14 protein-coding genes are annotated in these 15,477 nt (G+C 37.2%); 13 read left to right on the forward strand and 1 reads right to left on the reverse strand.

Annotation, left to right across the window (positions count from 1 at the left end; all coding sequences use genetic code 11):
* Positions 1-4 precede the first annotated feature (4 nt).
* Together pta and tsaE are read left to right on the forward strand one after the other, a co-directional pair.
* Positions 5-994 carry a phosphate acetyltransferase gene (pta, locus tag DKL56_RS02805; protein WP_109715326.1) on the forward strand — a complete coding sequence of 330 codons (990 nt, stop codon included), beginning with the start codon at positions 5-7 and terminating at the stop codon, positions 992-994.
* On the forward strand, positions 994-1,470 hold the full coding sequence (gene tsaE, locus DKL56_RS02810) for a tRNA (adenosine(37)-N6)-threonylcarbamoyltransferase complex ATPase subunit type 1 TsaE (protein WP_109715327.1): 477 nt from the start codon (positions 994-996) through the stop codon (positions 1,468-1,470). The genes pta and tsaE overlap by 1 nt, the downstream gene beginning before the upstream one ends.
* Before the next feature lie 46 nt (positions 1,471-1,516).
* Here the strand turns inward: tsaE and DKL56_RS02815 are convergent, their stop codons facing one another.
* Positions 1,517-2,050 (reverse strand): 3'-5' exonuclease, encoded by a 534-nt coding sequence (locus DKL56_RS02815; protein ID WP_109715328.1) that lies wholly within the window; start codon positions 2,048-2,050, stop codon positions 1,517-1,519.
* A gap of 99 nt (positions 2,051-2,149) precedes the next feature.
* Between DKL56_RS02815 and murB the strand changes: the two genes are divergently transcribed.
* The 11 genes from murB (at position 2,150) to DKL56_RS02870 (ending at position 15,451) form a co-directional block, all read left to right on the forward strand.
* Positions 2,150-3,049 (forward strand): UDP-N-acetylmuramate dehydrogenase, encoded by a 900-nt coding sequence (murB, locus tag DKL56_RS02820; protein ID WP_109715329.1) that lies wholly within the window; start codon positions 2,150-2,152, stop codon positions 3,047-3,049.
* A 34-nt stretch (positions 3,050-3,083) separates the two neighbouring features.
* Positions 3,084-3,929: a diadenylate cyclase CdaA gene (cdaA, locus tag DKL56_RS02825; protein ID WP_074425541.1), complete on the forward strand. Its 846-nt coding sequence runs from the start codon at positions 3,084-3,086 to the stop codon at positions 3,927-3,929.
* A complete protein-coding gene (locus DKL56_RS02830; RefSeq protein ID WP_109715330.1) occupies positions 3,926-4,900 on the forward strand; it encodes a CdaR family protein in 975 nt (324 codons plus the stop codon). Before cdaA ends, DKL56_RS02830 begins: the two co-directional genes overlap by 4 nt.
* Before the next feature lie 20 nt (positions 4,901-4,920).
* Entirely contained in the window at positions 4,921-6,273 is a 1,353-nt protein-coding gene (gene glmM, locus DKL56_RS02835; RefSeq protein ID WP_109715331.1) for a phosphoglucosamine mutase, read from the forward strand.
* A gap of 209 nt (positions 6,274-6,482) precedes the next feature.
* Positions 6,483-8,294 (forward strand): glutamine--fructose-6-phosphate transaminase (isomerizing), encoded by a 1,812-nt coding sequence (gene glmS, locus DKL56_RS02840; RefSeq protein ID WP_109715332.1) that lies wholly within the window; start codon positions 6,483-6,485, stop codon positions 8,292-8,294.
* A gap of 110 nt (positions 8,295-8,404) precedes the next feature.
* Complete coding sequence (locus DKL56_RS02845) at positions 8,405-9,220, forward strand: Cof-type HAD-IIB family hydrolase (RefSeq protein WP_109715333.1); 816 nt, start codon at positions 8,405-8,407, stop codon at positions 9,218-9,220.
* A gap of 24 nt (positions 9,221-9,244) precedes the next feature.
* Positions 9,245-9,682 (forward strand): CopY/TcrY family copper transport repressor, encoded by a 438-nt coding sequence (locus DKL56_RS02850; protein WP_109715334.1) that lies wholly within the window; start codon positions 9,245-9,247, stop codon positions 9,680-9,682.
* Between the two features lie 34 nt (positions 9,683-9,716).
* Complete coding sequence (locus DKL56_RS02855) at positions 9,717-10,430, forward strand: hypothetical protein (RefSeq protein ID WP_109715335.1); 714 nt, start codon at positions 9,717-9,719, stop codon at positions 10,428-10,430.
* Positions 10,431-10,639: 209 nt separating this feature from the next.
* Positions 10,640-12,169 carry a glycosyltransferase gene (locus DKL56_RS02860; RefSeq protein WP_109715336.1) on the forward strand — a complete coding sequence of 510 codons (1,530 nt, stop codon included), beginning with the start codon at positions 10,640-10,642 and terminating at the stop codon, positions 12,167-12,169.
* A 173-nt stretch (positions 12,170-12,342) separates the two neighbouring features.
* Positions 12,343-13,860: an accessory Sec system glycosyltransferase Asp1 gene (asp1, locus tag DKL56_RS02865; protein WP_109715337.1), complete on the forward strand. Its 1,518-nt coding sequence runs from the start codon at positions 12,343-12,345 to the stop codon at positions 13,858-13,860.
* Positions 13,861-13,933: 73 nt separating this feature from the next.
* Positions 13,934-15,451: a glycosyltransferase gene (locus DKL56_RS02870; protein ID WP_109715338.1), complete on the forward strand. Its 1,518-nt coding sequence runs from the start codon at positions 13,934-13,936 to the stop codon at positions 15,449-15,451.
* Positions 15,452-15,477: the final 26 nt, after the last annotated feature.

Genomic DNA, 15,477 nt, shown 5'->3' on the forward strand with positions numbered 1-15,477 from the left:
AATAATGAGTATTTTTGAATTATTAAAGAGCAAAGTAAAAAATTCTAGTAAGCAATATCGCATAGTTTTCCCTGAAGGAAATGATCCTAGGATATTAAAAGCCGTTAGAAAACTTAAAGACGATAATGTCATTAGCCCAATTATTTTGGGTGATCCAGAACAAGTAAAACAAGTTGCACAGCAAGAAAGAATTTCACTCGATGATCTTTTATTAATTGACATTGATAATTACGAGAACCTGAATGAAATGATAGTCAGCTTCATTCAAGCTCGTGGCAAAGAAATTACTGAATCCGAGGTGCGTAAAGCATTAAAGGATGCCAATTATTTTGGCACAATGATGGTTAAGATGGGAATTGCTGATGGAATGGTTTCCGGTGCAGTTCATTCGACGGCAGAAACTGTTCGTCCAGCATTACAACTTGTTCATACTGCTGAAGGCATGCATCGCGTCTCTGGTAGCTTTATTATGGAGCGAGGGAAAGAAAAGTATCTTTTTGCAGACTGTGCAATCAATCCAGCACCTGATAGTCAAACGTTAGCAGAAATTGCTTATCAAACTGTTGAAACAGCCAAAATGATTGACCTTGAGCCACGTGTAGCCTTCCTTAGCTTTTCAACCAAGGGCTCCGCAAAAGGCGAAATGGTTACTAGAACTGTCGAGGCTGCTGAAATTTTTGCTAAAGAGCACCCTGATATTGTTTCAGATGGTGAATTACAATTTGATGCTGCTTTTGTTCCGGAAGTTGCTGCAAAAAAGGCACCTGATTCTAAACTTGCAGGGCGTGCAAACATTTTTATTTTCCCTGAATTACAATCGGGCAATATTGCTTATAAAATTACACAACGTTTGGGTAACTTTGCAGCAATTGGACCTATTTTGCAAGGACTTGATAAACCAATTAACGATTTATCACGTGGGGCAAGTAGCCAGGATGTCTACGACTTAGCTGTTTTAACAGCAGCTCAAGCACTTTTTAAGGACAAAGAATAATGACTAAATTAGAGATTAACTCAGCTGCTGAAATGAAGAAAATTGGTGCAGCGATTGCCTCCACGGCTAGGCCACACGATTTGCTTTTACTAAATGGTGATTTAGGAGCCGGTAAAACTACGCTGACACAGGGAATTGGTTATGCGCTTGGGGTAAGACGTCCAGTGAAAAGTCCAACTTTTACGATTGTCCGTGAGTATGCTGAGGCAAAACTACCAATTTATCACATGGATTTTTATCGTTTAGAAAACAGCGATTTATCATCAATCGATTTAAATAGCTATCTGTCAGAGCCAGGATTGGTTATTATTGAATGGCCAGAAGTTATTCAGGGCTATCTACCAGATCAATATTTGCAGGTAGTAATTAGAAGAGTTGATGATAGCTGGGATTCCACTAAGAGGACATTAGAATTTAGACCGCAGGGAAAGCGCAATGAACTGTGGGTAAAAGATGTTATGAATAAATTGCAATAAAAAGGCAGAGCTGAAATTAATCAGTTCTGCTTTTTTGACTTATTTATTAGATTTGGTAAACAAGGTTTTTAATTGGTTCATCACCAAATTCTTTGTTTTGGGCGATAAGAATACCTGCACAGGCTTCACTATCGCTAAGCGCATTGTGATGGTGCCACAATTCAACATTTAATGCTTCGGATACAGTATCCAGTTTATGATTAGGTAGATTAGGTTCAAATAATTTACTTGTTTGTAGGGTGTCGATTACAAAATAGTGCGGTTCTTGAATATCGTAACGCGCTAAACTTTGCTTCATTACATTTGTATCAAAACGTGCATTATGCGCACAAACTAGCATGCCAGGCTGATACAAGTCTTTGATTTGAGTCCAAACTTCTGCCATTGTTGGCGCATCCTTTACATCATCTGCAGTAATGTCATGAATTTGAATGTTTCGCGCATCAAACGGCATTTGGGGGTTTATAACTGTATAGAACCGGTCAACAATTTGATTGTCGCGAACCATTACTAGTGCTAGAGAACACGCACTTTCTGGATGGCGGTTGGCGGTTTCAAAGTCCATTGCAATAAAATTCATTTTCTCTCCTTTAAAACTTAATTTTAGTATAACATAGGATGAAGCAATTCACTGAATGCGGTAAAATAAACAAAAGATTTAATAAGGAGAATTTTAACTTTGAAGTTATTTGATTTAGCAAAAGAAGGGATAGAAATTAAGCAACAAGTCCCGCTTAGCAAATATACGTTTACAAAAACTGGTGGTCCAGCAGAATTTTTGGCTTTCCCGCAAAATCAAACAGAGCTTCAAGAGCTAGTTGAAGCAGCTAATGCTGATCAAATACCGCTAACTGTTATTGGAAATGCATCAAATTTAATTATTCGTGATGGTGGCATTGATGGACTCGTCATTATTTTAACCAAAATGGATAAGATTACCGTTGAAGGTCAGACAGTTACTGCTCAAGCAGGTGCACGAATTATTGGCACTGCTTTTATGGCAGCCAACCATGGACTTAGTGGAATGGAATTTGCGGCTGGTATTCCAGGTAGTGTTGGTGGCGCTGTTTTTATGAATGCAGGAGCGTATGGCGGTGAAACTTGTGAGGTTGTTGCGTCGGTTACCGTAATGTCTGCAAAAGGTGAGTTTAAAACTTATACAAATGAGGAAATGGCTTTTTCATACCGACATTCACGTATTCAAGACACTGATGATATTGTCTTATCTGCGACCTTTGAATTAAAGAAAGGCCAGAAAAGTGAAATTTTAGCGCAGATGAACTATCTCAATGCATTGCGACAATATAAACAACCATTAGAATATCCTTCTTGTGGTAGCGTGTTTAAACGTCCAGCTGGTCATTTTGTTGGTCCGATGATCATTAAAGCGGGTCTTCAAGGAAAACAGATTGGCGGAGCGCAAGATTCTACTAAACATGCCGGCTTTATTGTTAATAAAGGAGGAGCAACAGCTACGGACTATCTTGACTTAATCCATTTAATTCAAGAGAAGATTAAAGAGGAATTTGGTCTTGATTTAGAGACTGAAGTTAGAATTATTGGTAAGCCGAATGATTAATTTTTGCTTGTTACAATAATAGAAAGGAGTATCTATGCAGTCTAATGGAATACATATTTTTACTTGGGCGAACTTCTCAACTATCTTAGACGTTTTGATCATTTGGTTTTTAGTTTACCATTTAGTCATTTTAATCCGAGGTACTAAAGCAGTTCAGCTTGCCAAAGGGATTGTCCTGATTTTTGTGGTGCGAATAGTTGCTGGAATTTTGCAATTACATACCACGACCTGGTTGATCGATCAAATTGTTTCTTGGTCGGTGGTCGGGATTATCATTATTTTTCAGCCCGAGATTAGGCGTGGACTGGAGCACTTAGGGCGTTTGCCAATTTTTGCTGGTCGAGAAGACAGTGAACGTACTGAATCAATCAAGTTTATTAATGAACTTGATAAGGCAATTCAATATATGTCGAAAAGAAGGATCGGTGCATTAATCACCCTTCAGCAAGAAACAGGACTAGACGACTATGTTGAAACTGGTATTAAGTTGAATGCTGATGTAACTGGTGAGTTATTGATTAATATTTTTATTCCTAATACCCCGTTACATGATGGCGCTGTCATTATTAATAATGATCATAAGATTGCCGTTGCGGCAGCCTATTTGCCTCTTTCGGATAATAGTATGATTCCGAAGCGTTTAGGGACACGTCACCGTGCTGCTGTCGGAATTTCAGAAGTTACCGATGCGATTACAATTGTTGTTTCCGAAGAAACTGGTGGCGTGACAATTACGCGGAATGGGCGTTTTCTAGTTGATATGACTCGTGATGAGTACATGAAATACCTGACTGCTGAACTTGTTCCTAAGAAAAACCAAGCAGAAAAATGGTATCAAAAAATTGCTCGTAAGGTTTGGAAGTGGGGTGCTGACCGATGAAAAACTTTTGGAAAAAATCTTGGTTCATTCGGTTAGTTTCACTACTGATTGCAATTTTATTGGTAATTTATGTTAATGACACACAGGGTGGTTTTTTAACTCAGGGACAGTCAAGTAGGACGAAACAAACTGCTAATAAAACGCAAACGATTAGTGTTCCTTTGCAAGTTTCAGTTGATACAGATAAGTATTACGTTGTCGGCTATCCTGAAAAAGTAAGCATTACATTAGAGGGCTCTAATGCACTAGTGACATCAACTGTCAATACGCAAAACTTTCGGGCCTATATTGATTTGACTAAGAAGAAAATCGGTAGTCATGAAGTAAAAGTTCACGTTAACGGCATTAGCAGGCAACTTTCATATTCAATCAATCCAAAAGTTGTTCATGTTGATATTCAGAAAAGAAAATCAACAACAATGCCTGTTCAAATAGAGTATAATGAGAACGCTGTAGCTCATGGTTATACGGTTGGTCATCCAAGCGTTTATCCGCAACAAGTTGAGGTTACTGGAGCACGGAGTGAGGTTGAACAAATTGACCAAATAGTCGCAAAGGTCGTTCTTCCAAGTGAAATGAAGCATGACTATGAACGGCAAGTTAGCCTTATTGCCTTAGATCACAAAAAAAGGCAGCTTAATGTGGTCATTGAACCTGCTACAGCTAAGGTAACAATACCAGTTTCAGTCGCTCATAAACGAGTTAGGGTTAAGCTAGAACCAAAAAGTGAGCAAAGCGGAAAAATATATTCGCTAACGGCTAAACCGGACTATGTTACTATATATGGGGCAAAGGAAGATTTAGCTAAAATAAGTAAGCTAAAAGTTCCAGTCGACCTTAGTGATGTTGCAGTGTCGACAAGCAAAGTGATTAAACTAGACTTGCCGGCGGGTGTAGTTAAGTCTGATCCCGCCCAACTTGGAATAGACATTAAAGTAGCAAATTCAAATGTAAAAAGTGAAAAAAATTAAGTAAAAGGAAGGTATTTTAGATGTTGAAGTATTTTGGCACCGACGGTGTTCGTGGAGTAGCAAATCAAGATTTATCACCAGAATTGGCATTTAAATTAGGACGTGACGGAGGTTATATTTTAACCAAGAACAAGGCTAAAGATGAGCAAGCTAAAGTTTTAGTTTCTCGTGATACCAGAATCTCTGGTCAAATGTTAGAATATTCGCTGATTTCTGGTTTGCTATCAGTTGGAATTGAAGTTTTAGAAGTTGGTGTAATTACGACTCCAGGTTTGTCATACTTAGTAAGAGCGCAAGGTGCAGATGCCGGCGTACAAATTTCCGCTTCTCATAATCCAGTTCAAGATAACGGAATAAAATTCTTTGGTAGCGATGGCTTGAAACTATCTGATGAAATGGAAGAAGAAATCGAAAAGCTAATTGATGCTAAAGAAGATACCTTACCTCGTCCTTCAGCTGAGGGTTTAGGCTCAGTAACTGATTTTCACGAAGGTAGTGCAAAATACCTCCAATTCATTGAAAATACCATTCCAGTTGATTTAGATGGAATTAAAGTTGTTATTGATGGTGCTAATGGTGCTGCTAGCAACTTGATTTCTCGTCTATTTGCTGATTGTGGTGTTGATTTTACTACGATTGCAACTCATCCAAATGGCTTAAACATCAATGATCACGTTGGTGCAACCCACACAAAGAAGTTACAAGAAGAAGTAGTTAAACAAGGTGCCCAATTAGGACTTGCTTTTGATGGGGATGCTGATCGCTGTATTGCTGTTGATGAAAATGGTAATGAAGTTGATGGAGACCACATTATGTACGTTTTGGGCAGCTACATGGAAGATGGTGGCCGTCTAAAGAAGGACACGATTGTAACTACCGTGATGAGTAACTTAGGTTTTACTAAGGCACTTGAGAGAAAGGGCATTAAAAACATTCGTACTCAAGTAGGTGACCGTTATGTTTCCGAAGAAATGAGAGCAAACGGTTATAACTTAGGCGGGGAACAGTCTGGTCACGTAATTATGAGCGACTACCATAATACTGGTGATGGGATGCTAACAGGTTTGCATTTAATGCTAGTAATGAAGAAGACTGGTAAATCACTAAGTGAACTACTTGAAGATTTCAAGGATTACCCTCAATGTCTTGTTAATGTTCCTGTAAAAGATAAGAAGAGCTGGAAAGAGCATCAACCAATTCTTGATGTTATCAAGGAAGTTGAAGATGATATGAATGGTGATGGTCGTGTCGTGGTTAGACCTTCAGGTACGCAAGAGCTTTTACGGGTGATGGCAGAAGGACCAACACAAGAAGAAACTGATGCCTATGTAAAACGCATCACTGATGTAGTTGAAAAAGAAATGGGCGTCTAAATTTAACAAGTCCAATCAAAAGTAAGAGGCAGGAAATTTTTTTTCCTGCCTTTTTTGTGTATACAATAGCACTTATCAGACTTAGTATATACCAATTGCCGCACTAATTGCTTGACCAATTTTTAAATAAATATTATCATTCCATACGTAATAAAGAAATTTTTACTAGTCCAAAAAATAAAATTAGGACTATACCAAAGGAGAACGATATGTGTGGAATTGTTGGAATTATCGGTAAATCGGCTAAAGAAGTCGTATTAGATGGTTTAGCAAACTTGGAATACCGGGGATATGATTCAGCAGGCATTTATTTAAATGACTTAAATGGGCGAGAATACTTAACCAAAACTACCGGGCGTATTAAGAACTTACGTGCTAAGATGACGCAGGATGAGGATGGACTTGTTGGAATTGGGCACACGCGCTGGGCAACACATGGCAAGCCAACTGTAGCTAATGCACATCCACAATTTGATGAGACAAATCGTTTTTACATGGTTCACAATGGGGTAATTGAAAATTATCAAGAACTAAAGGAAAAATATTTAAGTGACGTTGATTTTCAATCAGATACAGATACCGAAGTTATCGTTCAATTAATTAGTAAGGTAGTTAATGACAAAAAGGTCGATACCTTTACTGCTTTAAAGATGGTACTGGCAGAAGTAAAAGGCTCATACGCAATACTTTTAGTTGACAATACAATTCCTGATCACATTTTTATTGCTAAAAATAAGTCGCCACTAATGCTTGGACTAGGAAAAGACTTTAATGTAATTGCTTCAGATGCATTGTCAGTATTAGATCAAACCAAGACTTTTATTGATTTGGCTGACGGTCAAGTTGGAGATATCACTAAGGATAACTACGTACTAGAAAATCTTGCTGGAGAGAAAATTCAGGCAAAGCCTTATGAGGTGAATATTGATCCTAACGCTGCTTCTAAGGGCACTTATGAATTTTATATGTTAAAAGAAATATGCGAGCAACCAAGTGTTTTGCGGCATTTGGCTCAATACTATTTAGATGAAGACGGTAAGCCAAAAGTTGATCAAGAAATCGTTGATGCACTGACACGAGCAGATCGTTTATATATCTTTGCAGCAGGCACCAGCTACCATGCTGGTTTGGTTGGCAAAGTTTTGTTTGAAAAGTTTGCTAATATTCCGACAGAAGTTGGACTTGCATCAGAGGCTGGTTATCATTTCCCAATGATGTCGAAAAAACCATTATTTATCTTTTTATCGCAATCTGGGGAAACGGCAGATTCACGTGTCGTTTTACAAGAAGCAATTAAGCGTAATATACCAACCCTTACATTAACAAATGTTCCAGGTTCAACACTTGCTCGTGAAGCAAGCTATTCAATGTCACTTGAAGCGGGACCTGAAATTGCTGTTGCTTCAACCAAGGCTTATACGGCTCAGGTGGTAGTTGAGGCAATACTAGCAAAAGCAATGGGAGAAAGAACTGGCAATGACGCAGCGAAAAATTTTGCTCTAAAGGAAAATTTAGCTTTAGCTGCTGAGGGAGTAGAACAAGTAATCACCAGTAAAGAAAAAATTGAGCAATTAGCTAAAGAATATCTAGTACCGTCACGCAATGCTTTTTATATTGGACGCGGAATTGATTATCCACTTGCTCTTGAAGCTGCACTCAAACTGAAAGAAGTATCTTATATCCAAACAGAAGGATTTGCGGCAGCCGAATTAAAGCATGGCACAATTTCGTTAATTGAAAAGAATACACCGGTAATTGGCCTAATTAATGATCCGGTTACAGCAGACCTAATGCGCGGGAACATCGAGGAGGTTGTCTCAAGAGGTGCTAGTGTGATTACCATTGCAAGTAAGAAACTGGCAAAACCTGACGACGATATCATTTTGCCAGATATTGATTATTATCTAACTCCACTTGTTAGTGTTGTTGCCGCTCAATTATTTGCCTATTATGCCTCTAAAGCTAAGGGATTAGATGTAGATAAACCACGTAACCTTGCTAAAAGTGTTACTGTTGAATAAATATTTTTTTAGAACTAGCAAAACAACTAGATACCGAAAAAAGTCGTAAGTAATTACGACTTTTTGTATAATAAAGGGGACGATGCAAAAAGCAGTGGGAGGAAAATACTGTGTCAATAAAATTAATTGCTGTTGATTTAGACGGTACTTTGCTTAGTAGTACTAACTCGATTTTGCCAGAAACAGAAAAGACTTTAAAAAACGCGATTAGCGAAGGAATTCAAGTGGTTCTTGCAACAGGTCGACCTTTATCTGGGGTAATGCCTTTTAACAAGCAATTGGGCCTTGCTGGAAAGAAGCAATATAATATTGTGTTTAATGGCGCGGTCATTCAAAACTTGGCAGGCGATGTTTTGATGAATCAAGAAATGAACTATCAGGATTTTTCCAATATGCGCAAACTTCAAAGACTTGCTCATGTTAATTTACATTTTGAAACGCCAGAATGTTTTTGGACCTGTGATCGCGATTTAGGGGCTAATCTTGCAGTGAATGCCGCAATGACTAATAACATGATTAAAGTACGTAAGGCAGAGGAAATTCCACAAGATTTTGCTTTTAACAAAGTTGGCTTTAGCATGACTGAAGATGTTAACGAGGTTGAAAAATTATGGAACAATATTCCCGAGTGGGCTTTTGCCAAGTATGATATTGTTCGAAGCTTTTCGACTAATGTTGAAATCAACATTAAAGATGCTTCTAAGGGTAACGCTCTTATGGTACTTGCTGATCGCTTGAAGATTGATCAGAGTCAAGTAATGGTCTTTGGCGATCAAGGGAATGACATTTCGATGTTTTCCAATCCAAACTTTAAAAAAGTTGCAATGGGAAACGCAATCGAGCTGATTAAAGATAGTGCGGACTATGTAACTGATGATAATGACCATGACGGAATTGCCAAAGCATTAAAAAAATATGTTTTGTAGTAGAATAAAGTTAGGTTGATTATTATGGTAGAAAAAAATAAAGAACATAATATTTCTGAAGCCGAGTGGGAAGTCATGAGGATAGTGTGGACACTTGGTGAAATTCATACTGGTGATATCATTAAGCAATTACAAGCTAAAAAGAACTGGTCAGAATCAACAATCAAGACATTGATTGGGAGACTAGTTAAAAAAGGTTTGCTAAAGACTAGAAAAGATGGACATCGGTATGCATACTCCGCAACTGTTACTCAAGTGCAGATGATGATTCAGGTTTCAAAAGAAATGATGGATCACATGTGTGATATGCATAAAGGACAAGTTCTAATTGAACTTTTGAAAGATATGCCATTATCTAAATCAGATATCTCGACAATTGAGGATGAGCTTGCTGGTAAGGAGAGTAAGGCGCCTGCAGTAATTAAATGTAACTGCTTAGTTTCAGGTCAACACGAATGCTAGAACAATAGTTAATCTACCTAAGGGGGTAAGCTTAATGAAGAAGTTTACTAGTATTTTTCTACGGTTGATCTTTGCCGCATTGGTTTGTCTATCAGGGTTATTTTTATTTGACGGCGTTGCAACAATTAATGTTCAGAATGTTCCCAAAATGGCGAAAACAGTAATTGACAAGAATGTTAATAAGACTGGGGATGCTAATTTAAAGGGATCGCTGCAGTTAGCAAAAGACTTTGGTGTTGAAGATAAGATTTTTGAACAACTACCACAAAAGTATCATCGAGATTTGTCTTATATTAACCTTTATAATTTGAGTGTGAGTTACCAAGAAAATGGTGAAGTTACAGCGCAAAATTTGAATTTATCTGAAAAGAATCAGGTTCAAAAGGCTGTCAATTACGTCATTTTAGATCGGTTAAATAAAGAGCTCAAAAACAACGGCAAGCAAGTTAACGATACCATTAATGTTTTCCATTATTTCTTTTTCGCAGCTATTTTGCTTTTTGCTATTGCAGCTCTGCTTGTACTATTCGGTAGTTCTTGGGCTTCGATAGTTTTATTGATTGCCTCTGTAGGATCGTTTGGCGCACTGCAATATTACTTAAATCAGCTAACCCAAAACTTGCAGACAGAGCTTTATCATGGAATTTCATTGACCACTTCGTCTGTTTTATGGCTTGGTCTTACCATGGGATTGGTGCTCACATTTATTTGGCCAGTGGTCCTAAAAATAACTAAAAAAAGAGAATAATTTAAAATAGCATCGTCTATAGAAGTGACTATACTGACGGTGCTTTTTTGTGCTTAAAAATTCTATAACCATGAAACTAAATAATTACAGTATTATTCGCAATTAGTGTGTATGATATTATTAGTCTTTTTATGAAAATAAGCAATATTATGATATTGGTATGATAGAATTAAAAGTGCGAATTACAATATAACAAGGTAAGGGAGTAAATGATGTATTATTTTCTAAATAACAGATTAGATGCTAATAGCTCTGGTATTGAGCATGCAGAAGTTAAACGACTAAAATTATTTAAGCAAAAGGGTGTACCTGCTAAGATAGTCATGTGTGAATATAATCGTCTTGCTCACCGAAATTTACCATTGTATGAAATGACTGATGATGATTATGTTAACATGTTTGACTTTTTTGCTGGCACAGTAACTTTTCCGGCGAAAGTGGCAACTATTTCTGATTTATCAATTCCAAATGAGTATCAAATAAAAGAAGTAGATAACGGTTATGAAGTTTATAATGGTAATCGCAAGACTATGCTAATTACTGTTTTTCCTAATGGCAGTGTTGATACGATTGATTACTTTAATGGCGATGGCAATCATACAAAACAAGAATTTTATGATACTCGCGGTTTCAAGAGTATGACTCAAATTTATGATACGGCAGATGGTCACCTTATTTATGAGCAGTTTTATCGTCCTGATAATACCATTTATTACGAGACTTCTTATGAAAAAAGACCCAATTCCTATCCGGCAACAAATATTCAATTGACTGATACGCACGGTATGGTGCACTCACTGATGAACAGTGGACAGGCGTTCACAATTATGTTGGATGAATTAAATGAGCAAGATGGTGACGAGATTTCGACCTTTATTTCTGACAGAAGTGATTGTTCGAATGTTCCGATGATTAACATGAAAACTCCAGCTCGGAAAATTGAACATTTTCATAATATTCATTTCAGAGATTTTTGGGATTCAAGTTCTCCTATAACATATCCATCAATTTCTAATAATGAGTTATTAAGCAAGACTGACTTGGTTATAACACCATCTCAACGTCAAGCTGATGATATGAAGAAACGTTTACGTACGCAAGTACCAATTGTCTCAATTCCAGTTGGAATCGTTCCTGATAAGCAGTTGAATACCAGACATATTCCAATGAGCGAACGTACGCCAGGCAAAATTGTAGCAGTGGCACGCTTATTCTATGAGAAGCGTCTAGATGATGCGATTAATGCATTTGCTAAAGCATATAGAGAAAACCCGACGCTAAGCTTTGATATCTATGGTTATGGTAACGGACGCGATGGTCTTAAGGAAGAAAAAATGCTAAGGCAGCTTGTTAAAAATCTTGATTTAGAAAATGTGGTTCAGTTTAAGGGCTACACCCAAGATATGGAAACTGTTTACAATACTGCAGAGCTTTTAGTCTTATCGTCACGTTATGAAGGAGCGCCTCTTGCAATTGTTGAGGCACAATCGCATGGCGTACCAGTTATTGCTTATGACATTAACTATGGTCCGGCAGATTTGATTCAAGATGGTCAGAGTGGCTTTATTGTTCCTAGCGGACATGTTGATGACTTGGCTGCCAAAATTGAACAGTACTTTGCTAATCCAAAGTTGATGAATCAGTTAAATGAAGGTGCATACCAAAATGCACAACGCTTCTCTGGTGATAGCATTTGGAAAGACTGGGAAAAGTATGTAATCAATGCTGATTTTTCTTAATTAGTTATGAAATGAAGCGGCAAAACGTATCTTACACGAAATAAGCTCCGAAGTTAGCAGACTTTCGGGGCTTATTTCATTATTAATGTTTTGTTGGAAACAGACAGTATCGTAAAGTAAGTGTGATAGATTTAAAGTACACATTATAATATAGCAAGGTATGGTATTAAGAGATGTATTATTTTTTAAATGGTGGATTAAGTGTTAGTAACTCTGGCATTGAGCATGCACAAGTTAAGCGATTAAAGTTATTCAAGCAAAAAGGTGTACCTGCTAAAATTGTCATGTGTGAATACAATCGCTTCGCGCATAGGAACTTACCATTATACGAGTTAACTGATGATGATTATGTTAATATGTTTGACTTTTTTGCTGGCACAGTGACTTTTCCAGAAAGAGTGGTAAGTATTTCTGACTTACCGATTCCAGTCGGTTATCAAGTAAAAGATATAGATATCGGTTATGAAGTTTATGATGGTAATCGTAAAGCCATGCGAATTAGTTTGTTTCCTAATGGTAGTGTTGATACGGTTGATTACTTTAATGGTGACGTTAATCTTACTAAGCAAGATTTTTATGATACGCGTGGCTTTAAGAGCTCAACCAAAACTTATGATACAGCTGACGGGCATCTTGTATATGAACAATTCTATCGCCCAAATAATACAGTCTATTTTGAAATTTCTTATGAAAAGCGACCAAATTATTATCCCGCAACAAATATTCAGTTAATTGACACGCAAGGTAGGGTACACTCACTAATGAATACGGGTCTAGCATTCACAATTATGCTTGACGAATTAAATGAGCAGGACGGTGACGAAATATCGACCTTTATTTCTGATCGGAGTAATTTGGTAAATGTTCCAATGATTAACATGAAAACTCCAGCTCGAAAAATTGAACATTTTCATAGCATTCACTTTCGAGACTACTGGGATCCGAGTTCGCCTTTGACCTATCCATCTATTTCTAGTCCCGAGTTATTGAACAAGACTGATTTAATTATTACGCCATCGCAGCATCAAGCTGATGATATGAAGAAACGGTTGCGGTCTCGAGTACCAGTTGTTGCAATTCCAGTGGGAGTTGTTCCTGATGAACAGCTGAATGCTCGACATATTCCAATAAGTGAACGTGTACCTGGTAAAATAATAGCAATAGCTCGACTTTTCCCTGAAAAACGTTTAGATGATGCAATTAATGCTTTCGCAAAGGCACATCAAGAAAATTCGACACTAAGCTTTGACATTTATGGTTATGGAAATGGTGCTGATGGCTTCAAGGAAGAAAATATGCTAAAGCAGCTTGTTAAAAATCTTAATTTGGAAAATGTAGTTAAATTTAAAGGCTATATACAGGATATGGATAGTGTATACAATACAGCAGAGCTTTTGATATTGTCATCACGTTATGAAGGAGCTCCTCTTGCAATTGTTGAAGCACAGTCGCACGGAGTTCCGGTCATTTCATATGATATTAACTATGGTCCTTCAGATTTAATTCAGGATGGTAAGAGCGGCATTATTGTTCCAAGTGGTCATGTTGACGATATGGCTACCAAAATTGAGAAGTACTTTGCCAATCCAAAACTAATGGAGCAATTAAATGATGGTGCATATGAAAATGCTCAACGCTTTTCCGGTGATAATGTTTGGAAATATTGGGAAAAGTATGTTATTAATGCTTAGGTCAATCATGGTGATTAAATTATAAAAATAGAAAAGTGTTAATTGTAATTTAACAAAGTAAGAGGTTAAACTTATGTATTATTTTTTAAGTGGTAAATTGGCTGCTAATAGTTCTGGCATTGAACATGCACAAATTAAGAGATTAAAATTATTCAAGCAAAAAGGTGTGCCTGCTAAATTAGCAATGCGTGAGTACAATCGTTTTGCACACAGAAATTTGCCGTTATATGGATTAGATGATGACGATTACGTTAATCCATTTGACTTTTTTGCAGGTACAGTATCGTTTCCTGCAAAAGTGGCAACTGTTTCTGATCTGCCGATTCCAGATGACTATCAAATAAAAGAAATAAACAATGGTTATGAAGTTTATGATGGTAATCGTAAAACTATGCGAATTAGTTTATTTTCTAATGGCAGTATTGATACGATTGACTACTTTAATGCTGACGGTAGCCACACAAAACAAGACTTTTATGATACACGTGGCTTCAAGAGCATGACTCAAATCTATGACACTGCTGATGGACACCTTATCTATGAACAGCTTTTTCGTCCCAATAACACAATTTTTTGTGAAATTTCATATGAGAGAAAACCCAAAGTATATCCTGCGACGAATATTCAACTAACCGATACGCATGGTAAGGTGCATTCATTGATGAATAGTGGGCAGGCATTTACAATTATGCTTGACGAGTTAAATAAACAAGACGGTGATGAAATGTCGACCTTTATTTCTGACCGAAGCAATCGTACAAATGTTCCAATGATTAATATGAAAACTCCAGCTCGAAAAATTGAACATTTTCACAGTATTCATTATCGAAATTACTGGGATCCAAGTTCCCCATTATCTTATTCGTCTATTTCCAACAACGATTTGTTAAGCAAAACTGACATAGTTATCACTCCGTCTCAACGTCAAGCTGATGATATGAAGAAACGATTACGGACTCAAGTACCAGTTGTGGCAATCCCAGTTGGAATCGTTCCTGATGAACAGTTGAATGCTCGACATATTCCAATAAGTGAACGTATTCCAGGTAAAATTGTAGCAATAGCACGACTTTTTCCCGAAAAGCGTTTAGCTGATGCAATCAACGCGTTTGCCAAAGCATATAAGAAAAATTCGACATTAAGCTTTGACATCTATGGCTACGGTAATGGAGGGGATGGCTATAAAGAAGAAAAAATGTTAAAGCAGCTTGTTAAAGATCTCGATTTAGAAAATGTAGTTGAGTTCAAGGGATATACACAGGATACAGATAGTGTTTACAACAGTGCGGAACTCTTATTGTTAACTTCAACATTTGAGGGATTTTCGTTAGCAATTTTAGAAGCGCAATCGCATGGAGTTCCAGCTATTTCTTATAACATTAACTATGGCCCTTCTGATTTAGTTCAAAATGGTAAAAATGGTTTTCTTGTCCCCAATGGCAATGTTAACGATTTGACTGTTAAAATTGAAGATTACTTTGCTAATCCTGAACTAATGAAGCAGCTAAATGAAGGTGCATACGAAAGTGCAAAGCGCTTCTCCAGTGACAACGTATGGAAGTACTGGGAAAAGTACGTTATTAATGCTTAATTTTGCTATTAAGTTAAAAAATGATT

Source organism: Lactobacillus apis, assembly GCF_003150935.1.
Classification (GTDB): Bacteria; Bacillota; Bacilli; order Lactobacillales; family Lactobacillaceae; genus Lactobacillus; species Lactobacillus apis.